This is a genomic window from Protofrankia sp. CiP1_Cm_nod3 (assembly GCF_982290655.1).
The window spans coordinates 1-21,383 of record NZ_CEVIVD010000033.1; the positions used below are offsets into that span (position 1 = coordinate 1).

Here is a 21,383-nt window from a genome sequence, read left to right on the forward strand (position 1 = left end):
TCCCCGGCCTCCCCGGCCTCCCGGGGCTCCCGGGCCTCCCGGGGCTCCCGGGGCTCCCGGGGAGCAGGACGGCGCCCAGCGCCTCGACCAGCCCGGCACCGCCGTCGGTGCTCGCGCTGCCCCCGATACCGAGCACCACCCGCCGGCAGCCGGCGCGCAGAGCGGCGGCGAGCACCTGCCCCGCCCCGTAGCTGGACGCCGTCAGTGGCGCGGGACGCCCGCCCGGCAGCCGGCGCAGGCCGCAGGCATCGGCCAGCTCGACGATCGCGGTGCCGTCGCACTCGGCGTAGGCCGTGTCGACGGGCTCGCCCGTGGGCCCCTCCACGGTCACCGCGACCCGCCGGTATCCCGCCGACAGCGCGGCCTCGACTGTGCCGTCGCCACCGTCCGCCACCGGCAGGGACACCGTGTGCACGTCCGGGCGGGCCGCGCGCAGCCCCTCGGCCAGCGCCGCGCACACCTCGGCGGCGCTCAACGATCCCTTGAACTTGTCGGGTGCCAGCACAACATGCGTCACAGCCGCCAGCCCAGCATGTCAGGACCTGCCGCGGCCAGCCCCAGCGTCCGGAAGACGCGTGACGTCGGCCAGGAAGGGGGCGTGCCGTGGAACAGGCCACCCGAGCACGCGGAAGCACCCTGCCGTCGCCGTGGTGCCCGCACCGGCCTGGCGTGGGCACCTCCCAGCCCGGGTCTCGCCCGTATCCGATCGACAGTGCTGCCATCACGATCCGTGTTTCCCGTTACATGGGACCGTCAAATGGGAGGCCAAGAGGAAAGGTCTGCCCGGTCGCCCCGAACACGATGAAGAGCACCGCAACGATCTGGCAGTAGCGTGCCCCCCGACGCAGCGACTGTTCCTTTGCTGTCCGCGCTTCGCGGGAAAGGGCCCGAGAAACGAGATCGGCGGCGTGTCGTCGCCCCCAGCATCCGATAACGAAGAACACGGCAGCGAACGCGAACTGCGCCAACATCGCGTCACTCATCGCGCCGTGCCGTCGCTGACGGGTGTCGAGCGAGACGAACGCGGTGCCGCCCATGCGGTCGAACATCTGCCGGCCATGGTCTAGTACCCGATGGGCGCGCGTGTCAGCGACCCGAAGAACATCTGCTGGAACACCGCCCCGATCACGCTGACGATGACCAGATTGATCACCATGGATTTCGCCGTGTTCTTGCCGACCCCGACCGGGCCGCCACTGGCCGTGTACCCGTAGTAGCAGCCGACAACGACAATCATCATTCCCATGATTGCGCCCATGGCCAGCGACAACAACACGTCCTGCCGGGTCTGGAAGGCCCAGAAGACGGAAAGATACCCGCCCGCGGACACGCTGTGGAACACGTGCACGTTCAGCATGTACTCGACGCAGTACATGATTCCGGTACCTATCATGAACATGAACGGCGTGACGATGACGACCGCGAGCAGCCGGGTGCTGATGAGATACGAGTGCGAGTCGAGGCCCATGACCTCCAGCGCGTCTATCTCCTCGCTGATCCGCATCGAGCCGAGCTCGGCGACCAGCCCGCAGGCGACCTTCGCCGAGAGAATCCACCCCCACATCTCGGGGGCGACCGTGTAGTCGGCGGTCGAGGTGAACACCCCCGTGTAACTACCGGCGCCCAGCTGGCTGAGGAGATAGTGGCCTTCCAACGAGGCCTCCGCGGCCAGCATCGCCATCATGAACCAGATGATCCCGGAGCTGGACAGGATCACGATCCCGGCCTGGCGCAGCACCTCGGAGCCGTAGTGGCGCACCCCCGGCAGGCGGCGCACGGAGGTGACCGTGAACCTGGCGATCTCACCGAGGTCGTACACCAACGACCGTTCACTGCTGTAGGAACCGAAGTTGCCGGTACCGGTATCTGTCAGCGGCTTCGCCGCGACATCACTGCTGTTTTCTGTCACGGTCACCGTCGAACCCCTTTCACCGGTTCACCAGCATGTCGGGGTTCAGGCCCAGCAGCGTCGCGTTCGCCATGAAATTGATCACCCACACGGCGGCGAAACACAGCACCACCGCCTCGTTGACGGCCCGTCCGACACCCTCCGACCCACCACGCGCGGTGAGCCCCTTCTGCGCGCAGACGATACCGATGAACAGGCCGGTGAGCGTGGACTTGATCAGGACGCCGACCAGTTCGGGGGCCGTCAGGCTCGACAGGAAATTCGCAAAATAACCGCCGGTGGACGTCGCGCCGAACACGGTCGCGGAAAGCATCGCCATGATGATGCCGAGCAGGCCGCCGATGATGGTGAAGGCCACCGTCATGATCGTGATGGCGAGCACCCGGGGGAGCACCAGCATCCGTGTCGCGTCGATCCCGAGCACCTTCAGCGCGTCGAGCTCCTCCCGGATGCGCCGGGCGCCGAGGTCCGCGGTCATGGCCGTGCCCATCACGCCCGCGACGGCCATCCCGGTGCAGAACGGCGAGATCTCCCGGAGACTCGCCATCACGAAGTAGGTGCCCAGCCGGTTCTGCCCACCGAGCAGGCTGAGCAGGTCGTACGCGTAGTTCGCGATGAGGAACGTGAAGCCGCCGACCGCGAGGCTGCACGGCAGCCAGCAGAAGCGCAGCATCGCGTACATCTCGTCACGGGTACTCCCCCAGTACCCCCGCGGCTGGCGTACCGCCGTGGTCGCCAGCCGCCCGAGTAACTGCCCGCTCTGCCCGACGTCGACGGTCACCCGCTGAAGGAGCGGCGGAAGCCTTGTCATGACACCCGTGGCAATGGGCCGGGGACGTGAGCGGTGGCTGCCGGGCTCGGTTACAACCTGCTGTGTCATCTGTCTCCTCGATCAGTTCGGCGGTGCGCCACGCCCGCGGGCCCACCGCGTCGTCGACGGGATTCCCATCCCTGCCGGTATCCGCGACAGCGAGAAAACCCACGGTCCCGGGAAACGCCGCCCCACACCACGGCACCGGCCAGCCGTTTCAGCCGCCGGCGGCAAGGTACATGGCCACGAGAACCGCACACACCACCACGGCCCATCCGGTGAACAGGAGACGCAGTACTCGCGGAGCCTCCCGGAGCTCCATGAAGTACCGGCCGACGAGGTACACCTTGAAAAAGGCCACCACAATCACACCGGCCGTCGCGGCCGCCGGGGCGCCGTGCCCCTCCCCGAGATACCAGGAGACCACGGTCGCGCCCATGAGCGCGAGCCAGGCGACGACGGTCGGATTCCTGCGGACAGAACTCCTGAGGACGGAACTCCTGACGGCAGCGCTCCCGGCATGCGTCGACATCTGGTCACCTCATCAGGTACAGCAGCGCGAACAGGACTATCCAGAGCAGGTCGACAAGATGCCAGTAGCAGGCGCCGGCCTCGAGATTACGTATGTCCCGGGCCTCCAGGACCGGCTTGCGGGCGATCCTGTACATGATCACAAGGCCGATCATTCCGATCAGCAGGTGCAACAGATGGATACCGGTGAAGACGAAGTAGTACATGTAGAAGCTGTTGGCCGACGGCGTGTGCCCCGCGTCAATCTTGTCCGAGTACTCCAGGTACTTGTTGAGGACGAAGCCGGCGCCGCAGAGCAGCGTGACGAGGATCATCCGCGAGCCGGGCCGGGAAGCCCCTCCGCGCAACGCGCTCAGGCCCAGCACGACGAACATCGACCCGGTCAGCAGCAACAACGTGTTCACCGCGCCGAACGTCAGGTTCATGGTTTCGTGCGCCTGCTCGAAGAGCTCGGTGCTCCGCGACCGTTCGTGGACGAACACACCGAAGAACAGCCCGAAGACGAGCATGTCCCCGAAGATGAAGACCCAGATACCGATCTCGCCCGGCACCCGGCCCCCACCGCGAGGACGCCACTGGGGCGCCCTCGCGGTGCGCGAGGCGAACGGGTCCACGAACGGATCCATCCCGGACGGCACACTCATGGTCACGACACGGCGGCAAGGTCCTGCTCATGGACGAAGCCGCGCCTGACGTTCTGCATCGACAGGTAGCTGAAGTACAGCACCCAGGCGCCGAAGACCACGAACGGCACCCACAGGCACACCACACCGGTCCAGCCGAATGGCCCGCTCTTGAAGAACCACACCGTCCCGCCGGGCATGAAGCACACACCCGACCAGATGCTGAAGTATCCCGTCCAGCGCGGGAAAACCGGTGTCGTCCTGTCCAGCAGGATGTTCAGCCCGAGTGCGATGGCCCAGATGGTGAACGGCATCCAGGTGCCGAGCAGGATGATGAAGCCCGCGTCGTTGAACGCCTGCGTGATCTCCGGTGATGTCTCCCCGGGGCGGAAGGCGGCGGTGGCCCAGAGACCGCAGTTCACGACGATCTGCGCGGTACCCGCGGCCATACAGGTCAGCTGGACGTAGGTCAGAACCGGGAAGAGCCCTTCCTTGCGCCGGGTCTGGACGGCCATGCACACGCCCCAGACGCCCATCAGCGCATAGGCCAGACAGGTGAACACGAGACCGACCCGAATGGCGTCCTTGTGGTCCCGGTAGTACTGCGCGACCTCCTGGGCGGAATCATTCGGGTGGATGGCGGGCGGGAAGTACCGGGCGAGCCAGACACTCCCGATCACGAATAAAACGAACATGGCCGGGCCGCACCAGGCGACGAGTAACTGCGAGTTGCGGCTCATGCTCCGACGCTCGGCCTGAGCCAGAGCGGATCTGTTTGTGTCCGCTCCCCCTCCCAGCGGGGACGTGATGACATCGGTAGCGCTCACGGGACCCTCCTTCTCCCTCGGTCGAGGTGGTGCAGGCGGGCCGGGCGGCCCGTTATGCCCTGCTTCGCGCCGGCAGAATCCACCCTCGCGCCTCCTCGGGCGCGACCATCACAGCCAGCAGCAAACTCACACCCCAGACGGTGGTCACACTAACAAACAAGTGATTGTTTTCCGCCGACCTTAGTTCCCTGTGTGACCTGTGTCAATGTCGCCGTGTCCGCTACGACACACAAACGTACGATCGTCTGTTCAGATCTTGCGACAGCAACGGCCCCGTCCCGCCGCGGCAGGGCCCCACAGCAAGATCTGCTGGCGCTCGTCCACCGATCGACGCCGCCGCGGAGGACGTGGGCCGCCTTCAGGCCCTCAGCCCCGCAACGGCAGCGTCCCGGGATGGGAGCCCGCGCCGGAGCGCAGGTAGCGGTACCAGAGCAGCGCCGCCGGCCGGTCCCGCGGCTCAGCGGACAGGCTGGCCCGCACGAGATCCACGCCGGCCCGGCCGAGAACACCCTCGACAGCCCGTACGGCGCTCTCCGGCGTGACCGTCCGGCCGGGCGCGAGGATACGGACGATGAACAGGCCGAGTTTGAACAGGTCAGAGCTGATCGACTGCGGCTCGTGTATCGCCGGGGGGAAGAAGTCCGGCGTGTGGCCCTGGTCGACAACCGCCGCGTTGCCGACCTTCCGTACCGCGTCGCAGTCCACCAGGAGCACATCCGGAGTCGGCCGCAGACGGTAGAGGGCGTTACGGGCGGAGATGTCACCGAAGACGATGCCCTGGTTGTGCAGGAAGGCCACCAGGTAGGCCAGCCGCAGGCACAGCCACCACCGCTGCGCACGGTCCGGGAACGGCAGACCGAGCGCCCGCATCTGCTCGGGACCGGCGAACAGCGACCGCGCTTCGCACGGCTGGCGCTGCGGTGGCCCTCCCGTCGCTGCCGGGAAGACCTGGAAGAAGGCGTCGGGTATGAGCCGCATGACGACTCCGAGCACCTTTGCGCGGGCGGAGTCGGCGTCACCGTCGACCACGATCCGCAGTGGCCAGGCCAGATGCGTGTCGAACCACAGGCGCTGGTCCGCCGGCAGCGCCAGCCGCAGCGCAATGATGTTGGCGAGGCCCTGGGCCGGCACCCGCCCCACGATGGAGCGGTACTCCTTGTAGACGAGCGGCACCCCCACCTCGGGAAGGCCGAATTCGGGCAGCCGGTAGACGACGGCCTGCCCGCCCCGGCTCAGCAGATCGGCCCGGCCCAGCCGCTGCCGCTCGACAGCAACACTCTGCCATTTCATGGAATGCTCTCAGTAACGAACGTCCGGGTCGATCCAGGACTCGGGCGGATCGACGATGACCGTGTCGAGGGCGTGGACGTCCGTTTCATCGATCACCACCATCTCCTGGTGGCCCGAGGCCACAACACTTCGTACGATGATCTCGGTCAGGTTCCTGATCGCGCTTTCCGGGCTGGCCAGCCGGCTCTGTATGAACAACGGCGCCGTCGGCGCCGGATGAGCCAGCACCCGCATGATCTCGGGATTCGAGTCGGCGACGGCGCAGGGGATGATGTGCGGGATGGCCGGGCATTCCCTGAGCAGGGTGGCGAACGCCTCCTCCCAGGCACCGGGAGGATCATCGAAGGGTTCACCGTCGCTGAGGAAGAACACCCCGGGGCGGCCCACGGCGAAACCGTCGGCCTCCAACTGGCGGTGGTCGCGGTCGACGGTGGCCCGTAACAGGTTGAACGCGGGCGCGTATCGGGTGCCGTCGTCACGGCACGCCAGCTGGGGGAACGTCGTCGTGGTGAGCAGGTCGCACAGTGGCAGCACCGTCCGGCTGCCGCCGGCAAAGTCAATCATGCCGACCCGGACCCGGGCGGCGGCGACCGAATCACGGGCCAACGCCTCCCCGATCCGCCGCAGAATGAGGTTCGCGGTGTCCAGGCGTGGCCCGTCCATGGACTGCGAGACGTCCACCACGAGGTAGAACGGAATCAGGGTGCTCTGTGGGTGTGTGCCTGTGGGATACACGGCTGTCTCCACCTCCTTCTGCCGATGCCGCTTCCGTCTCCGCCGTCTCCGTCGATGTCACATCTGTCGATGTCACATCTGTCGAGATCACCCGGCCGGCGGACCGCCGGGCACCGGGCTACCGAGTGACCACGGCAACGACGACCGCCAGCGCGAGAAGCAGCAGGATCGCGACAGCCAGCACAACATTGGTGACCTTCGTGGTGGGAGCCACGCCACCGCCGGCAGCGCCGCCGTCGGCACCGCCGGCAAGGTGCGACAGCGCCGGGAACGGGTCGAAACGGCCGGTCCGGGCCCGCGCGCACCACGGGCATTCCGGGAGATGCCCGCTGTAGGTATGGCCCCTCCGGTTGCCGCACACCTGGACGTCGTCCCAGGCCAGGTCGAGCGCGTCGGCCCACTCCTGCGCGGCCGGCCGCGACCCGGCCGTGCCGTGGCCCGCCCCGAACGTCTGCCTGGCCAGCGCGGCGATCGGCGGCGGCAGGACGTCGGGCTCGACGGCCTCGTCCGGGACCTCGACCTCCCTGGGCGCCGTCAGGACGGTGATGCCGTACTGGATGTTCGTCTCGGGTGACGGGTCGACGTCCAGCTCCCGGGCCGGAATCCCCTGGAAGGGATGCTCCCCGCACAGCAGCAGCTGGCATATCAGCACGGCGAGGGTGAACCGGTCCGTCTCGACGCTCTTGCGGCCGGACAGCTCGGGCAGCAGCTCGGGCGCGGCGTATTCCGGGGTGACGGTGTGGCAGGCGAAAACCTCCCCGTCGTACCGGAACTGCAACGAGTCGCAGTCGAGAAAACTGATCAGCCCGTCAGCGCGGACGTGAATGTTCGACGGTGCCAGGTCGCCTATCACGATCTCCTGGTCGTGCAGGACGGCGACCAGCTGGCTCAGGTTGCTGGCCACCCCCAGCAGAAACTTCCAGTCCTTGCCCGGGAAGTTCGTCAGCCGGGTGTAGTGCTCGAAGAACGTGCTCAGCGGCTGGTCCTCGGAGCGCCGCATGACATATCCGAGAACCGCCCCGGTGGAGTCGCGGGCGAGTTCCTCCGGCCACACCAGCCCTGGATGACCGGAAACGGGATCGACGAACTGTGACGCGTGGAAGGCACGCAGCATGCACTCCAGCCGGCGGGTGCGCCGGGCGTCGGGCTCCCGGTAGATTTTCGCCGCCCGCCGGGAGTCACCGTCCACGGCGTGGACGACCGACTCGGTCCCGGCGCCGAGCACGGTCGAACAGGTCAGCCTGCGCCCGTTGACAAAGATCTCCGTCACCGGCACAGGACCGCCACCAACAGCGTCGTGTCATCCTGGGTCGCTTCGGTGACGTCCGCCCGTAACAGCAGCTGGACGAGCCCGGAGGCGTCGAAATGATCGTCGTCGAGCAGCCTGAGCACGGTGTCGATGACCGGTTCCCGGGACACCGCCAGCCGGCCGTCGTCGTCCCGCCGCAGGGTCGCGGGGATCAGGCCGTCGGTCGACACGAACACACCGCTGATCCAGGGGTCGTAGACGGCGTTCACCCGGGCGGCCCGGCTGGTGTCCGAGGTCAGGAAGACCGCGTGGGTGGCGTGCTCGGCGTCGGCGGTCCCGGCGTCGAGCAGGTGCAGGTTATCCTGTCCGCCTTCACCCGTGCGGACGACGACGAAGCCGTCCCCGATGCCGAGACAGCCGACGACGGGATGGGCGAGCACGACGACCGTCAGCGTCGTCGCGAACTCGCCGACGTGCTCCGGCCCGGCGATCGCGGCGACGATCCGCCGGAACTCGGCGACTATCTCCTCGTGCGCGTCCGCCAGGATCCGCTGTAGTTCGGGCGCGGTCGTGGACCGGCCGGCGCGGTGGATCCGGTCACGCACCAGCCGGGTGGCGATCGCGACCGCGAGCCGGGAGCCCTCGGCCGACCGGGGCGCGGATCCCGCGCCGTCGGCCACCGCCAGCACGTGGACGTCGGGCAGCGGCCCCTGCCCGCCCAGCGACAGGTGGGCGAAGGAGTCCTCGCACCATCTGCCCTCCCGCACGTGCGAATACCCCTGGACGCTGGCCCCCCGGATACGCCACCGGTCGGGCCGGCCGCCGGCACCGCTCCGGACGGCCACGGACCGCCGGCCGGGGGTCATACCTGCCTCGGCTGGTAGCCGCGCAGTTTGTAGTTGGGGTCCTCCACGCTTCTGTCCAGCTGCACGAGGATGTCGCTGAAGTCGAACCGTCCGTACATCATGTTCCGCTCCGGGGCCAGCTCGCGCAGGGTTTCCTGGCCCTGGTCGTCGATGGGCGGAATGCCGATCGCGAACAGCGCCAGTTTCTGGTTCGCCTCCAGCCCGCGGATCTCGCTCGCCAACGGCCGCCAGTCCAAGCTCGGATGCCCCTGGTCGTCGGTCGGCCGGCCGTCGGTGACCAGCCAGACGAGCGGACGTTTCCAGGTCACCTTCTCCCGGGCCAGCTGCCGCTTGCGCGCCTCGATGACCGAGATGCTCAGCCGGACCGCCTCGACCAGCGGCGTCACCCCGTCGGCGGTCAGTTTCGGCGGCTGGAAACTGTGGGCCGGCACGAACGGGGTCCGGTCGCTGCGCGGGTCGAAGCTCTCGCTGCCGCGCCATTTGCGCACTCCCCCGGCGCCGAAGGTGATGAGCGCGAACTCGGTGGTCCGCGCCATCTTCTCGCCGGCCCGCATACTGCGCGCCCAGCCGGCGAGCGCGTCGTTGAGCCTGCCGATCGCCTCACCACGCATCGAGTACGAGGTGTCCATGCACAACACCACGAGCACGCGATGGCTCGGCCGGGGAATGGGAATGTTCCCGATGATGTCCCGCGGCTGCTGACGGTCCGCTGGCCTGTCAGAGCTGTTACGAGGTGCCATTTTCCGATGTGTCCCCGTCTGCGTAGTCACTGCGGGCTACCGGTCTGGGCTGCCGTGCGGCGGCCAGGCCTGTAGCCCGTCCACCCTGTGCGTCCTCAGCAGCACCTGGTCGCCGACACGCGGCCGGCTTGCCCCCGGGCCGCCCTTCCAGGTCGCACGGTAGAGCCCGCCGTCGACCTCGACGTAGCCCTGCGGATCGAAAGCGGAATGCACGACGCCGAACGAGCCGATGCCGACGTTCGGTTGCGCGACCGGGGACAGCGGCCGCCTGCCGCCATACCCGTCGTCCTCGTCGTCCTCGTCGTTGTCGCCGCCGCCGGCACCGTCGTCCTCCCGGCCCAGCAGGCGACGCCAGCGAACCAGCCACTGCTGCGCCGCCGATGGTGGGCCGTGCCGTCGGGGCGCGGCGGTGGTCGGCCCGTTGTCGGCACCGCCGCCCTTCCGGCTCGACAGGCCGCGCCGCCAGAGCACGGCAACCAGCCCGAGCGGCACGGCGACGATCAGCACGTAGAACCAGAACGACCGGCCCGAGTCGTCCCGCTCCGACAGGAGCGAATCCCCGGGCCCGGTGAACGGGGTGCTCGAGGAGTCCACCTGTAACACCCGCCTGAGCGTGACGTCCAGGACGAACGGGTCGGTGTTGGTGGCGTACATCCGCGATTCGCGTTCCGTCCCGGTACCCGCCACCTGCTCCCGGCACTGCTTCTTGCAGGGTGCCTGCTGCCCGCCCCCGCTGTCGTTGCGGGCGAAGGCGGCGCGGGCGGAGTCCGCGTCCGCGAACCGGTGGCCGGCCACGGCCAGCAGCAACGAACCGGCCGTCCCGAGATCGGGCTGCGCGCCGGTACGGGAACGGTCCGGCAGGGCGACCTGGACGACGAGCCTGTCCCGGCGATCGAAGATCGTATCCAGGGCGGCCGGCCTGTCCTGGTCACCGGCCAGCCCGGCGGCGCCGGTCACCCGCACCACGACGGCTCCGTCGCCGTCCGGAACCCCGTTGAGCAGGCTGTTCAGGTTGTCCAGGACGGTCCGGTCGACCTGCGCCGGCAGCTCCATGACACGTACCTGGAACACCGGCCGCTGATCGGACACCGGCGCGGCCACCGCAGGCCACCCGGACAGCGGCGGTACGACCGCCGTCACGGCGGCCAGCCCCACGATCACAACGGCCGCCGCGGCCGCCGGTAACCAGGCTCGGGCCCGTAACCGGCCCGGACGCCGCCGTCGCTGCCGCGCGACGCTGTCCATACCCGTCACGGGGCGATGATGGCCGCCTCGCAGCACCGGAACCCCCCGCGATATCTACTGCTGCTCGTGACAGCTACAGGCCACTGTAGTCAGCGGAAAGCCAGCATAGCGACCCGATTGCCCCGGACCTGCCGCCCGGCCCGGCCCCACCAGAGCCCGGTCCGCTTCGCCGGCCCGATACGCCGGCCCGATACGCCGGCCCGATACGACGGCGCGGCAGGTGGCACGACCGGTAGCGCGGCAGGACCGCCGCCACCGGCTCCTCCTCGGATCACACGCCGGCAGACCGGGACCGCCGGACCACGCCGATGTTCGGCAGCGGGGAAGTACCCCGGCGGCCACATGATCCACTCCCGGAGTGGTTGAGACCGTTACGCACTCATCTCTGGATGCGGCCGGGCAGCGATCAACGCGGGAACCCAGCTGGCCGCGGTCACGTAGTCGGCAAGTGGCGGCGCTATCAGATGAACGAGGAAAAGCAGGTCGCCGAGGACCGCGGCAAGATCGAGACGGGACAGGGGCTCGTGGTGCGCGGCACGGTTGCGCACCACGTGCATGCGACTGACCCGTCCGTCCACGTCACGGCGGTCGGTGCCAGCAGGAAACGCGCGGTGCAGGTAGGGGACCCACAGGGTCTTCTCATGGCTTGCGGACGACAGTTGAGCCCCGGCCTCAGCCCCGGCAGGGTTGATCGTTTACAGGCCCCGGAGGCTACCGTTCACAGAGCTCGAACGCTACCGTTCCGCGGAACCGTCATGACGACAGGCGCCCTCGGCTCGCGCCGGCCGGGCCTTCGGGCCGGCCCGGCCGGGCGTGGCGGGCGGTGCTGCCGCTGGCCGTCGTCGGTTCTGGATATGCCAGCTCCGGATGTGTCGTCAGCTCTGGCCGGGAGAGCGGGGCGCGGGCGCCGTGGCGGTGGCCGCCGCGGCGCTGGCGAGCAGGTCGCGGATCTCCGTCAGCAGCCGGATGTCGTCGCTGACCGGCGTGGGCTCCGGCTCCGCGGCCCGCCCGTTCCGCTTGCGCAACCCGCTCGCCCTGGCAAGCGGGAGGACGATGAGAAAGTAGATCACGGCCGCGACGATCACGAATGAGACCACGTCGTTGACGAACGAGCCGTAGTTGAACCGGCTGCCGTTGACGGTGAAGGTCAGTGCGGAGAAGTCCGGCTGCCCGCCGATGGCCGCGATCAGCGGGGTGATCAGGTTTTTCACCAGCGAGGTGACCAGCGCGGTGAAGGCAGTACCGATGACGACCGCGACCGCGAGGTCGACGATGTTGCCGCGGGTCAGGAACTCCTTGAAGCCCTTCAGCCCGGGGGCGATCAGTCGGGTCGGCGCACGGCCCTTGTCGACAGCTTCTCGCAACGCGCTCACACAGATCCCCCAGGAGGCCGGCCGAGTTGTGTGGGGCGTCCGGGTTGGCCCGGAGCTACCCAGTACCACGGAGGTTACAGCCCCGCCCTACAGGGAAAAAACGGCCTCCCTCTGATGTGCCGCGGGCTCTTGTGCGGAGCGGGCCGATACGGCGCCTGTCATCCGGTGGGGATGTCCTCGCCGAGGTATGCCTGGCGGACGCGGTCGTCGGCGAGCAGGTCGGCGCCGCTGCCGGTGAGGGCGACCTGGCCGTTTTCCAGCACGTAGCCACGGTGCGCGATCCGCAGGGCCTGCACCGCGTTCTGTTCCACCAGCAGCACGGCCACGCCGGCCCTGTTGATCTCGACGATCACCTCGAAGATGGTCTGGATGATCCGGGGGGCGAGCCCCATCGACGGTTCGTCGAGCAGCATCAGCCGAGGCCGGCTCATCAGCGCCCGGCCGATGGCCAGCATCTGCTGTTCCCCGCCGGAGAGGGTGCCACCCAGCTGGGAGGCCCGCTCGGCCAGCCGCGGGAACAGGGTGAAGACCCGTTCGGTGCCCTCCCGCACGTGCCGCCGGTCATGGTAGGCGCCCATCAGCAGGTTCTCCCGGACGGTCATGCCGGCGAACACCCGCCGTCCTTCGGGGACGTGGCTGACCCCCAGCCCGACAAGGGTGTGCGCCGGGATGGACGACAGCGGCCGGCCGTCCAGGTAGATCTCCCCGCGGCGGGGGCGGAGCAGCCCGGAGATCGACCGCAGGGTGGTCGTCTTGCCGGCGCCGTTCGCTCCGAGCAGCGTCACGATCTCGCCTTCGGCGACCTCCAGCCGTACGCCGCGCAACGCCGGTATGGCGCCGTAGCTGACCTCGACGTCGGCGAGTTCCAGCAACATCAGCGCACCTCCCCGCCGGCATCCACGCCGGTCTCCACACCGAGGTAGGCCTCGACCACCGCCGGGTCGCGCTGGACCTGGGCCGGGGTGCCGTGGGCGATGACCCGGCCGAAGTTCAGCACCACCACCGTGGTCGCGACGGACATCACCAGCCGCATGTCGTGCTCGATCAGCAGGACCGAGACCCCGCCCCCGGCGATCCGCCGGATCAGCGCCTCGAGAGCGCGCTTCTCGGCGGGGTTCGTGCCGGCGGCGGGCTCGTCCAGGAGCAGCAGCCGCGGGCCGGTGCCCAGTGCCCGGGCGATCTCCAGCCGGCGCTGTTCGCCGTGGGACAGCGACGAGGCCAGGTCGTGCGCGCGCCGGGACAGGCCGACCAGGTCGAGGAGCTCGAACGCCCGGCTGACCCCGGCCCGTTCCTGCCGCCGCGCGCCGGGCAGCCCGAGGACCGCGCTGAGCGATCCGTACCGCTGCCGGACCTCGGTGCCGATCTGCACGTTCTCCAGCGCCGACAGCGCGGGGAAGAGCCTGATGTTCTGGAAGGTCCGGGCGATTCCGAGGTGGGTGATGGCGTGCGGGCTGCGCCCGACGATCCGCGCCGGCCGGCGGGACGTCCGCCAGAACGTCACCGAGCCCTGCTGCGGCCGGTACGCGCCGGTGAAGCAGTTGAACAGGGAGGTTTTTCCGGCCCCGTTGGGCCCGATCACGGCCAGGATCTCGCCCCGGCGCTGCCGCAGCGAGACCCCGTCGAGACTGGTGACCCCGCCGAAGCGCAGCGTCAGATCACGGGCTTCAAGCACCAGGTCGGACGGCGTTCCACCCGGCACCCCCGCGTCGGCCGGCCCGGCCGCGGCAACGGCGCTCATCCGGTGGCCCTTCCGGGACGCGCGGCCCCGCGGCGGCACACGGCGTCCTCGCCAGGAGACACCGCATGCAGAAACACAGAGTGTCTGCTGAGAGACGAAGCGCGGCCGGCAGGTGTGAGGACCCCCGGACACACAGAGCCGTCGACGTGCGCGGTCAAGTGATGGTCCTTCCGATCGGGGCCGCGCCGAGCTGGTCCGAGGCGCCGGCGGTGGTGCCGGCGAGCTCGATCTCCCGGCGTCGGCGGCGGGACGGCACCAGGCCCTGCGGGCGGAAAATCATCATCACGACGATGACCGCGCCGAAGTAGATGTACCGGTCCGTCGGCGGAACCTTGTCACGCAGGTAGAAGGCCAGCCCCTGCAGGACGACGGCCCCCGTCACCGCGCCCAGCCGCGAGCCCATCCCACCGAAGATGACTATCGCCACCACGAGGAACGACGACTGCAGGCTGAAGCTCTGCGGGTTGAAGAACTGCTTGGTGGCGAGCAGGACACCGGCGAACCCGGAGACCGACGCCCCGATCGCGAAGGCGAGCAGCTTCATCCGCAGGGTCGGCACGCCGGTGGCCTCCGCGGCGATCTCGTCCTCCCGGATCGCGGCCCAGGCCCGGCCGATCCGGGACCGTTCCAGCCGGCCGAAGGCGATCATGACGACGACCACGATGCCGAGCAGCAGGTAGTAGTACGGCAGCGGGTCGATCCCCCACCGGTAGTGGATCCCGGGCAGGTCGACCGACAGGTGCGGCACCCCGAACACCCCGCGCGAGCCGTTCGTGACCTCGTCCGAGTTGTTCGCGAGCAACTGGATGATCTCCCCGAAGCCCAGCGTCACGATCGCCAGGTAGTCGCCGCGCAGCCGCAGCGTCGGCGCGCCGAGGATCACGCCGGCGAGCGCGGCGATCAGGAGCGCGATCGGGAAGACGAAGAACGGGTTGATGACGAACGGCGCGTGCCACGGCATGGCCGACGACGAGCTGAAGTAGGCGGTCACGTAGGCACCGATCGCGAAGAACGCGATGTAGCCGAGGTCGAGCAGGCCCGCGTAGCCGACCACGACGTTCAGCCCGAGCGCGAGCAGCGCGTAGATACCGATGTCGTTGACCATCGACTGCTGCGCCGCCGTCGAGACGAGCAGCGGCGCCACGATCGCGGCGGCGAGCAGGACCGCGTTCAGGCCGGTGGTGGCGTGCGGCCCCCCGAGGGCGGCCGCGACGGGCCGGCGGGCCCGCGCCGCCGCCGTCACCTCGGCGAGCAGCGGGCGTAGCCGCGCCACGGCGATCAGCAGCACCCACAGGCCCACCGCCAGGCCGATGAAGATCCCGATACGCGGGTCGACCACCGAGCGCCGCAACGCGCGGAACGGGTGGGCGGAGTCGCCGCCGGGCCCGGTCACCACCGCGGCGAGAACGCCGAGGGCGAGGCACACCCAGAGCTGCCGCAGCCGCGCCGGGGTGAGCACGCCGGCGTCCCCTCGAAAGACCCGCGCCGGCACGGCGGGGACGGGCCCGGCGGAGGGGCCCGGGCCCGGGTGAGGCACCGGGCCTGGACGGGACGCCGGTCGGGAAGCGGCTTCCGGCTGCCGCCGCGGTACCGGCTGCGTCGGCGGCTGCGACTGCTGCGTCGGCTGCGGCGGCTGCTGCTGCGGCGGAGAAGGGGTGGACGAGGCCGACGCGGAGGGTTCGGGTGATGCCGAGGAGGGCGGGCGGGCGGTCACGCGGCCCTGCCCAGCCGCACGCCGAGCAGGCCTGACGGACGCACCATGAGGATCCCGACCAGCACCAGAAAAGCGATCACGTCCTTGTAGGACGCCTGGAAGACATACCCCCCGTAGCTCTCCACCAGCCCGAGCAGGATGCCGCCGAGCATGGCCCCGCGGACGTTCCCGATGCCGCCGAGCACCGCGGCGGTGAACGCCTTCACCCCGGGCACGAAACCCATGTTGTACGAGGCGTTGAAGGTCATGGCATAGAGGAATCCACCGGCACCGGCGAGCAGGCCACCGATGACGAAGGTCAGGATGATCACTCTTTCGACGTTCACCCCCATCAGGACGGCGGTGTCCGCGTCCTGCGCGACCGCCCTGATGCCCTGCCCGAGGCGGGTCCTCGCCACCAGCCGGTCCAGCAGGACGAGCATCACCACCGCCGCGCCAAGGACGACGACGGTCTGGGTGGACACCTGGGCGCCAAAGACGTGGAAGAGCGTGCCGTTGGTGAACAAGTCGGGAACCGGCACGTTCTGCCGGCCGAACTCCTTGCCGGCGAGGTTCACCGCGAACAGCGACGCGCCGATCGCGCTGATGAGGTAGGCGAGCCTGGGCGCGGACCGCCGGCGCAACGGCCGGTAGGCGACCCGTTCGAGGATGAACGCCGCCGCGGCGCCGCAGGCGGCACCCACCGCGAGCCCGGCGGCGACCAGCCCCACCGAGGCCGGCCCGGACGGCGTGGCGCCGCCCGGCAGCAGGCCCCTGGCGGCGAACAGCCCGCCGAAGGCCCCCAGCATGAACACCTCGCTGTGGGCAAAATTGATCAGCTGGAGCACGCCGTAGACGAGCGTGTAACCCAGGGCGATGACCGCGTACAGCGAGCCGACCATGAGACCGTCGACGGTCAACTGCCAGAACTGGTCGGCAAAACCCATGCGTCTCCTCGTCGTGGTCGTGTCCTCGTCATGATCGTGGTCATGATCGTGGTCATGCTCGTGCCCTTGTCATGGCGTGGGTGGTGGCCGCCGCGCCCGCGGAGCGCACCGGCCACCACCTCACTATCCGGCAGGACCGTTCGGGCGGCCCGTCAGGACTTGATCAGATCCACGGTGTTGCCGAGAACGACGATCTGCCCGTTCTTGACCCGGTAGATGAAGTCGTTCGCGCCTTCGACCTCACCGTTCGGCTGGAACTTGACGAGCTTGGTGACACCCTGGTAGTTGACCTTCCCGAAGGCCTCCGCCACCGACTCCCGGCTCAGGTTGTCCCCGAGGTTCTTGAACACCTCGATAAGGGCGTTGGTCGCGTCGTACGCCTCACCGGAGTACGTGCCGGGCCTGGCACCACCATTGATCTTCTTGTACGACTCGACGAAGGCCGCCGCGTTCGGGTCGCTGTTGGCGTCGCTGCACGGGCAGGTCAGGTAGGTGCCCTCGGCCGCCGCGGCACCGGCCTGCTCGACGTACTTGGCGTCCAGTGAACCGTCACCACTCACCGTGACGCCCTTGAAGCCCTTGTCGTGCAGGGCTTTGGACAGCAGCGCGAGCTCGGCATAGTAGCCCGAGTAGAACAGGACGTCCGGATTCTCCGCGATGATCTTTGTTGCCTCGGAGGTGTAGTTCTTCGTCGGGTTGATGCCGTCGTGGACCACGGTCGCCCCCCGAGCCTTCAGCTCCTTCTCCAGCGCGGCGGACAGGCCGGTGCCGTAGTCGCTCTTGTCGTCGAGGGAGAACACCTTCTTCGCCTTCAGCACGGCGGCGATGTAGTCGGCGTCCGCCGTGCCCTGGACGGTGTCCGGGGCGATGACCCGGTAGAAGGTCTTGAAGCCCAGCGTGGTCAGCGCCGGGTTCGTCGCCGACGGGCTCACCGAGAGCAGACCGGCCTGCGAGTAGAGCGGTTCGCTGGCCTTGGTGGCTCCGGAGAACATCGGCCCGACGACCGCCAGGATGCCCGAGTTGTCGATGAGCTTCTGCGCGGCGGTCGGGCCCTGGTCCGGTGACCCCGCGTCGTCGGACTGCACCAGCCTTATCTTGAAGGGCAGGTTCGCGTTGGCGTTCGCCTCGGCAACGGCGGTCTCCACCCCGTACAGGGCGTTGATACCAAGTTGCTGGTTGTCACCGGAGAGGACGCCCTGGAAGCCGATGGTGATCGTCTTCTTCCCATCCGACGACGATCCGTCATCGCTACCGCACGCCGCGGCGGTCAAGGCCACCACGCCGGCTAGAGCAACCGCTCCCAGAAGTTTTCGCCTGGCCATGCATCTCCTCCTACCTGTCCCGCTGCGCGTCCCGGAGCCGGTGCGCGGACGGCACACGTGGTCACGATCACGGAATGCCGCTGGCCCCGCCAGCACTCATCCGCGCATCCCCACCAACATCTACGCATCCCCACCGACATCCATGCATCCTGACCGAATGTCGGCACCGTAGCCCCTTCCTGAACGCATCGGAAACGCACCCTGCGTGCCGTCCAAGGTACCGGCCATCCCGCTTACACCTACTATCCGCACAGGTGTGTCAACCTTGGGTCAGGTCGGTCCGAAGCAGGTCCCGCGCGGCCACCAGCCATCCCACCAGAGGCCACCCCACCAGGTGGGACGCCGCCCCGGGGCCCAGCCCCCATAAACGATCAGTGACGAGCCCGCGGACGCGCATCAGGGCGGGGCGTTGAGCAGGTAGCGCAGCAGGACGACGTCGCCGATCCGACGGGCCTCGGCCAGCGCCATCCGGCGGCCCGGATGGTGCGGGAAGGTGCCGGCGCCGACGAAGCGGGGCGCGGCGGGGTCCCCGACGAAGAACGGCGCTATCACCAGATGGATCTCGTCGACGAGCCCGGTGGCGAGGAACCGGGTGTGGATCGCACCGCCGCCCTCGACCATCAGCCGGCGTATGCCGCGCGCGGCAAGGTCCGCCAGGACGGTGTTCAGGTCGAGCGGGTCGCCGGCGTCCACGACGGATGCCACCCCGGCGAGCCGCCCGCGCGCTCTGTCCGCCGCGGGGCTCGCGGCATAGACGATCTTCTCGGCCTGCCCGGTGGTGAAGAAGCGGGCGTCGCGGTCGAGGTCGCCACGGCCGGTGAGGGTAACCTTGGCCGGGCTCTCCGGCCGGCCGCGGGCCACCCGCTCCTCGCGGCGGGCCGCCGAGCGGACCAGCAGCCGGGGGTTGTCGCGACGGATGGTGTTGGCGCCCACCAGGATGGCGTCGACACCGGCCCGGACCTCGTCGACCCGGTCGAGGTCGGCGTCGTTGGACAGCAGCAGCCGCCGCTCGCCGGCATCGTCGATACAGCCGTCCACGGACATCGCGACCGACAGCAGGACATACGGCCGTTGGCTCACACGCGGCGCTCCGGGCTCGTCCTGGCCTGCCATCTCACCGAATGTACCCACGCCTGGCCCAGCCGGGAGCGGGAGCCCCGCGGGCCGGGATCCGTCGGGTGCCCACGGGTGCGCCCCCAGGCGGACCGGGCCCGCCCGAGCCTCCCCGGAATGCCCACCGACCGCGTTGCCGGTGTTCTTCCCGCCGCCCTCGGTGGCCGTCAGCCGGAAAGCACGGGAGCAGGATTTCAGGAATATATGCCGACGACGCTCCCGGTGCCGTCCGGAGCGCCCAGGGCAGTATAACGTCCAGCTGGCGGTAAAAACCGCCTGCACGGCGCCGAAAACAGGGTGTGTCGTTCCTTCCGTCGGTGACACGCTTACGACCGACATCAGTCGCGACATTCTTCGACGCCGGCCGGAATCTGATTCGTGAAGCGCCGGCACCCACCGGCGCCCGGCCATCCGCTGCCAGCCGGCTGGCGTCGCCGGCAGCTACCTCGGCGGCGCCGGCGTCTACACTCGTAGCTCGTGGCGTCGCGCGCCGCCGGGGCCGGAAATTCGCCGGTGATGAGCAGTTCCGAAACAATTCCGGGGGAATTCCGGGGGAACGGAGCAGTCATGCCCACAGCGCTGATCATTGGTGCCGGGATCGCCGGCCCGGTCGCCGCGATGGCCCTGCGACGAGCTGGGATCGACGTCCTGGTGCACGAGGCGTACCCGGCCCCGGCCGCGGAGGCCGGTTCGTGGATCGGCCTGCAGACCAACGGCCTGGACGCGCTGCGGGCAATCGGCGCCGACCGTACCGTCCGCAGGCTCGCCGTCCCGACACCGTCGATCGCCTTCCGGACCGGCACCGGCCGGCCACTCGGCGAGATCCCGACCGGCCGGCCGCTGCCGGGTGGGACGGCGGGAGTGTCGATCAAGCGTTCCGACCTGCACCGCGCCCTGCGGGACGAGGCATCCCGCCGGGGCGTCGAGATCCGGCACGGCCAACGCCTGGTGAGCGTGGCCAGCGGCGCCGACGGGGTCGTCGCCACCTTCGCCGACGGCAGCACCGCCGTCGGCGACCTGCTCGTCGGCTGCGACGGCATCCACTCCCGGGTGCGGGAGTCGCTGAACCCGTCCGGCCCACGGGCACGCTACGTCCCGATACTGAACGTCGGCGGCTACGCCGACGTCACACCGCCGGGTGACCGCCCCGGCGTGCTGACGATGACCTTCGGCAGGCGGGCGTTCTCCGGCCGCCTCGTCACGCCCACCGGGCAGACATGGTGGTTCGCCAACCCGCCTCGGCGGGACGAGCCGGCCAACGGCGAACTGAGAGAGATCAGTGACGCGCAGTGGCGGGACTCGCTGCGCCAGCTCTACGAGCCCGACCGCTCCCCGATCATGGATCTGATCGGTGCCACCCCCGGGCCGCTGACCGGCTGGGCAACGTACGACCTGCCCACCGTCCCGGTCTGGCACGACGACCGGGCCGTGCTGATCGGCGACGCCGCGCACGCCACCTCACCCTCGTCCGGCCAGGGTGCGTCGATGGCGATCGAGGACGCGGTCGTGCTCGGGCAGTGCCTGCGCGACCTGCCGGTGCCGCGGGCGTTCGCCCGGTTCGAGGCGCTGCGCCGGCCCCGGGTGGAGCGGGTCGTCGCCGAGGGCCGGAAGTCCAGCCGGCTGCGCTCGGTCGGGCCGGTCGGCCGGCTGGCCCGCGGCCTCGTGCTGCCGCTGGTGCTCAGGCACGCCGCCGGCAGCGGCGCCGAGTCACTCGCCTGGATGCACCAGCATCACATCGACTGGGACACCCCGGTGACGACCACCGGCGTCCCAGCCCCGACTCCCGCGAAAGACATCCCGACGAACCTGCCCGGCTGACACCCACCGGCCGCGGTCACCGCCAGCCCGATCCCGCCGGCCCGATCCCGCCGGACCACTCCGGCCGCGGGCGTCCGGCCACCGCAGTTGTGATCATGCGTTCGCATGGCCGGGGACGGCTGCCTCGCCGGCCGCGGCCCGACCGACCGACATATCGTCCTGTCCGGTGCCTTGCCCGGCCCGGCGGCAGCGACTAACGTACAACTCGATGGTTGTATATCAGGAGTCCGCCGAACGTGCCGACCGGCTCTTCCATGCCCTGGCCGACGCGACGCGGCGCGAGATCGTGGCCCTCACCCTGACCGGTGAGCACTCGGTCTCGCAGCTCGCCCGGCGGTTCCCGATGAGTTTCGCGGCCGTCCAGAAACACGTGGCGGTGCTGGAGCGCGCCGGGCTGGTCAGCAAGCAACGGCAGGGCCGGGAGCAGCGGGTACGGGGCAACGCGGACGCCCTGCGCGAGGCCCGTCGGCTGCTGGACCAACTGGCGGACGTATGGCGGGGGCGTCTCGACCGGATCAACATGATCCTCGCCGATCCCGATCCCGATCCCGGC

23 protein-coding genes are annotated in these 21,383 nt (G+C 69.6%); 2 read left to right on the forward strand and 21 right to left on the reverse strand.

Annotated features, from left to right (window positions below; translation table 11 throughout):
- From AC5LUJ_RS09080 to AC5LUJ_RS09180, 21 genes are all read right to left on the reverse strand, one after another.
- On the reverse strand, positions 1-517 hold a 517-nt coding region (locus AC5LUJ_RS09080; RefSeq protein ID WP_493464774.1), incomplete at its 3' end, for a glycerate kinase.
- A 223-nt stretch (positions 518-740) separates the two neighbouring features.
- Positions 741-1,049, reverse strand: a complete 309-nt coding sequence (locus AC5LUJ_RS09085) for a hypothetical protein (protein ID WP_047223236.1) — start codon at positions 1,047-1,049, stop codon at positions 741-743.
- Between the two features lie 14 nt (positions 1,050-1,063).
- Entirely contained in the window at positions 1,064-1,915 is an 852-nt protein-coding gene (locus AC5LUJ_RS09090) for an ABC transporter permease (RefSeq protein WP_493464775.1), read from the reverse strand.
- Between the two features lie 13 nt (positions 1,916-1,928).
- Positions 1,929-2,720, reverse strand: a complete 792-nt coding sequence (locus tag AC5LUJ_RS09095) for an ABC transporter permease (RefSeq protein WP_250282541.1) — start codon at positions 2,718-2,720, stop codon at positions 1,929-1,931.
- A gap of 217 nt (positions 2,721-2,937) precedes the next feature.
- Positions 2,938-3,252, reverse strand: coding sequence for a cytochrome C oxidase subunit IV family protein (locus AC5LUJ_RS09100; RefSeq protein ID WP_250282539.1), 315 nt, complete (start codon positions 3,250-3,252; stop codon positions 2,938-2,940).
- Between the two features lie 4 nt (positions 3,253-3,256).
- Positions 3,257-3,895, reverse strand: a complete 639-nt coding sequence (locus tag AC5LUJ_RS09105; RefSeq protein ID WP_250282549.1) for a cytochrome c oxidase subunit 3 family protein — start codon at positions 3,893-3,895, stop codon at positions 3,257-3,259.
- Between the two features lie 2 nt (positions 3,896-3,897).
- On the reverse strand, positions 3,898-4,701 hold the full coding sequence (locus tag AC5LUJ_RS09110) for a hypothetical protein (RefSeq protein ID WP_250282536.1): 804 nt from the start codon (positions 4,699-4,701) through the stop codon (positions 3,898-3,900).
- Between the two features lie 366 nt (positions 4,702-5,067).
- Complete coding sequence (locus AC5LUJ_RS09115) at positions 5,068-5,991, reverse strand: hypothetical protein (RefSeq protein ID WP_250282534.1); 924 nt, start codon at positions 5,989-5,991, stop codon at positions 5,068-5,070.
- A gap of 9 nt (positions 5,992-6,000) precedes the next feature.
- Positions 6,001-6,726, reverse strand: coding sequence for a vWA domain-containing protein (locus AC5LUJ_RS09120; RefSeq protein ID WP_250282532.1), 726 nt, complete (start codon positions 6,724-6,726; stop codon positions 6,001-6,003).
- A gap of 118 nt (positions 6,727-6,844) precedes the next feature.
- Entirely contained in the window at positions 6,845-7,996 is a 1,152-nt protein-coding gene (locus AC5LUJ_RS09125) for a protein kinase domain-containing protein (protein ID WP_250282531.1), read from the reverse strand.
- Positions 7,993-8,742 carry a protein phosphatase 2C domain-containing protein gene (locus tag AC5LUJ_RS09130; RefSeq protein ID WP_250290488.1) on the reverse strand — a complete coding sequence of 250 codons (750 nt, stop codon included), beginning with the start codon at positions 8,740-8,742 and terminating at the stop codon, positions 7,993-7,995. The genes AC5LUJ_RS09125 and AC5LUJ_RS09130 overlap by 4 nt, the downstream gene beginning before the upstream one ends.
- A 95-nt stretch (positions 8,743-8,837) precedes the next feature.
- Positions 8,838-9,470, reverse strand: a complete 633-nt coding sequence (locus AC5LUJ_RS09135) for a vWA domain-containing protein (protein WP_250290486.1) — start codon at positions 9,468-9,470, stop codon at positions 8,838-8,840.
- A gap of 147 nt (positions 9,471-9,617) precedes the next feature.
- Positions 9,618-10,826 carry a hypothetical protein gene (locus AC5LUJ_RS09140; RefSeq protein WP_250290484.1) on the reverse strand — a complete coding sequence of 403 codons (1,209 nt, stop codon included), beginning with the start codon at positions 10,824-10,826 and terminating at the stop codon, positions 9,618-9,620.
- A gap of 371 nt (positions 10,827-11,197) precedes the next feature.
- A complete protein-coding gene (locus AC5LUJ_RS09145; protein ID WP_493464776.1) occupies positions 11,198-11,404 on the reverse strand; it encodes a hypothetical protein in 207 nt (68 codons plus the stop codon).
- A 297-nt stretch (positions 11,405-11,701) separates the two neighbouring features.
- Entirely contained in the window at positions 11,702-12,199 is a 498-nt protein-coding gene (gene mscL, locus AC5LUJ_RS09150) for a large-conductance mechanosensitive channel protein MscL (protein WP_250282520.1), read from the reverse strand.
- 158 nt (positions 12,200-12,357) lie between these two features.
- The gene (locus AC5LUJ_RS09155; RefSeq protein ID WP_250282519.1) at positions 12,358-13,074 is read right to left on the reverse strand and encodes an ABC transporter ATP-binding protein; all 717 of its coding nucleotides are present in this window, start codon (positions 13,072-13,074) and stop codon (positions 12,358-12,360) included.
- Positions 13,074-13,937 (reverse strand): ABC transporter ATP-binding protein, encoded by an 864-nt coding sequence (locus AC5LUJ_RS09160; RefSeq protein WP_250282516.1) that lies wholly within the window; start codon positions 13,935-13,937, stop codon positions 13,074-13,076. The genes AC5LUJ_RS09155 and AC5LUJ_RS09160 overlap by 1 nt, the downstream gene beginning before the upstream one ends.
- Positions 13,938-14,091: 154 nt before the next feature.
- Positions 14,092-15,396 carry a branched-chain amino acid ABC transporter permease gene (locus tag AC5LUJ_RS09165; protein ID WP_445548301.1) on the reverse strand — a complete coding sequence of 435 codons (1,305 nt, stop codon included), beginning with the start codon at positions 15,394-15,396 and terminating at the stop codon, positions 14,092-14,094.
- A gap of 251 nt (positions 15,397-15,647) precedes the next feature.
- Positions 15,648-16,577, reverse strand: a complete 930-nt coding sequence (locus AC5LUJ_RS09170; RefSeq protein ID WP_250282512.1) for a branched-chain amino acid ABC transporter permease — start codon at positions 16,575-16,577, stop codon at positions 15,648-15,650.
- Between the two features lie 152 nt (positions 16,578-16,729).
- Positions 16,730-17,899: a branched-chain amino acid ABC transporter substrate-binding protein gene (locus tag AC5LUJ_RS09175; protein ID WP_250282511.1), complete on the reverse strand. Its 1,170-nt coding sequence runs from the start codon at positions 17,897-17,899 to the stop codon at positions 16,730-16,732.
- Between the two features lie 396 nt (positions 17,900-18,295).
- Positions 18,296-18,979, reverse strand: coding sequence for a RibD family protein (locus AC5LUJ_RS09180; RefSeq protein WP_250282509.1), 684 nt, complete (start codon positions 18,977-18,979; stop codon positions 18,296-18,298).
- A gap of 600 nt (positions 18,980-19,579) precedes the next feature.
- Between AC5LUJ_RS09180 and AC5LUJ_RS09185 the strand changes: the two genes are divergently transcribed.
- Both AC5LUJ_RS09185 and AC5LUJ_RS09190 read left to right on the forward strand, forming a co-directional pair.
- Positions 19,580-20,830, forward strand: a complete 1,251-nt coding sequence (locus AC5LUJ_RS09185; protein WP_445548300.1) for an FAD-dependent oxidoreductase — start codon at positions 19,580-19,582, stop codon at positions 20,828-20,830.
- 208 nt (positions 20,831-21,038) lie between these two features.
- Positions 21,039-21,383: ArsR/SmtB family transcription factor (locus AC5LUJ_RS09190; protein WP_493464777.1), on the forward strand; the 345-nt coding region annotated here is incomplete at its 3' end.

What these genes read in the sequence shown, in the direction of transcription:
- AC5LUJ_RS09185 (WP_445548300.1), top strand. Translation starts at nt 19,580, where the DNA reads ATGCCCACAGCGCTGATCATTGGTGCCGGGATCGCCGGCCCGGTCGCC.
- AC5LUJ_RS09085 (WP_047223236.1), bottom strand. Translation starts at nt 1,049, where the DNA reads ATGTTCGACCGCATGGGCGGCACCGCGTTCGTCTCGCTCGACACCCGT.
- AC5LUJ_RS09160 (WP_250282516.1), bottom strand. Translation starts at nt 13,937, where the DNA reads ATGAGCGCCGTTGCCGCGGCCGGGCCGGCCGACGCGGGGGTGCCGGGT.
- AC5LUJ_RS09100 (WP_250282539.1), bottom strand. Translation starts at nt 3,252, where the DNA reads ATGTCGACGCATGCCGGGAGCGCTGCCGTCAGGAGTTCCGTCCTCAGG.
- AC5LUJ_RS09170 (WP_250282512.1), bottom strand. Translation starts at nt 16,577, where the DNA reads ATGGGTTTTGCCGACCAGTTCTGGCAGTTGACCGTCGACGGTCTCATG.
- AC5LUJ_RS09105 (WP_250282549.1), bottom strand. Translation starts at nt 3,895, where the DNA reads ATGAGTGTGCCGTCCGGGATGGATCCGTTCGTGGACCCGTTCGCCTCG.
- AC5LUJ_RS09175 (WP_250282511.1), bottom strand. Translation starts at nt 17,899, where the DNA reads ATGGCCAGGCGAAAACTTCTGGGAGCGGTTGCTCTAGCCGGCGTGGTG.
- AC5LUJ_RS09155 (WP_250282519.1), bottom strand. Translation starts at nt 13,074, where the DNA reads ATGTTGCTGGAACTCGCCGACGTCGAGGTCAGCTACGGCGCCATACCG.
- AC5LUJ_RS09140 (WP_250290484.1), bottom strand. Translation starts at nt 10,826, where the DNA reads ATGGACAGCGTCGCGCGGCAGCGACGGCGGCGTCCGGGCCGGTTACGG.
- AC5LUJ_RS09095 (WP_250282541.1), bottom strand. Translation starts at nt 2,720, where the DNA reads ATGACAAGGCTTCCGCCGCTCCTTCAGCGGGTGACCGTCGACGTCGGG.
- AC5LUJ_RS09115 (WP_250282534.1), bottom strand. Translation starts at nt 5,991, where the DNA reads ATGAAATGGCAGAGTGTTGCTGTCGAGCGGCAGCGGCTGGGCCGGGCC.
- AC5LUJ_RS09135 (WP_250290486.1), bottom strand. Translation starts at nt 9,470, where the DNA reads ATGGACACCTCGTACTCGATGCGTGGTGAGGCGATCGGCAGGCTCAAC.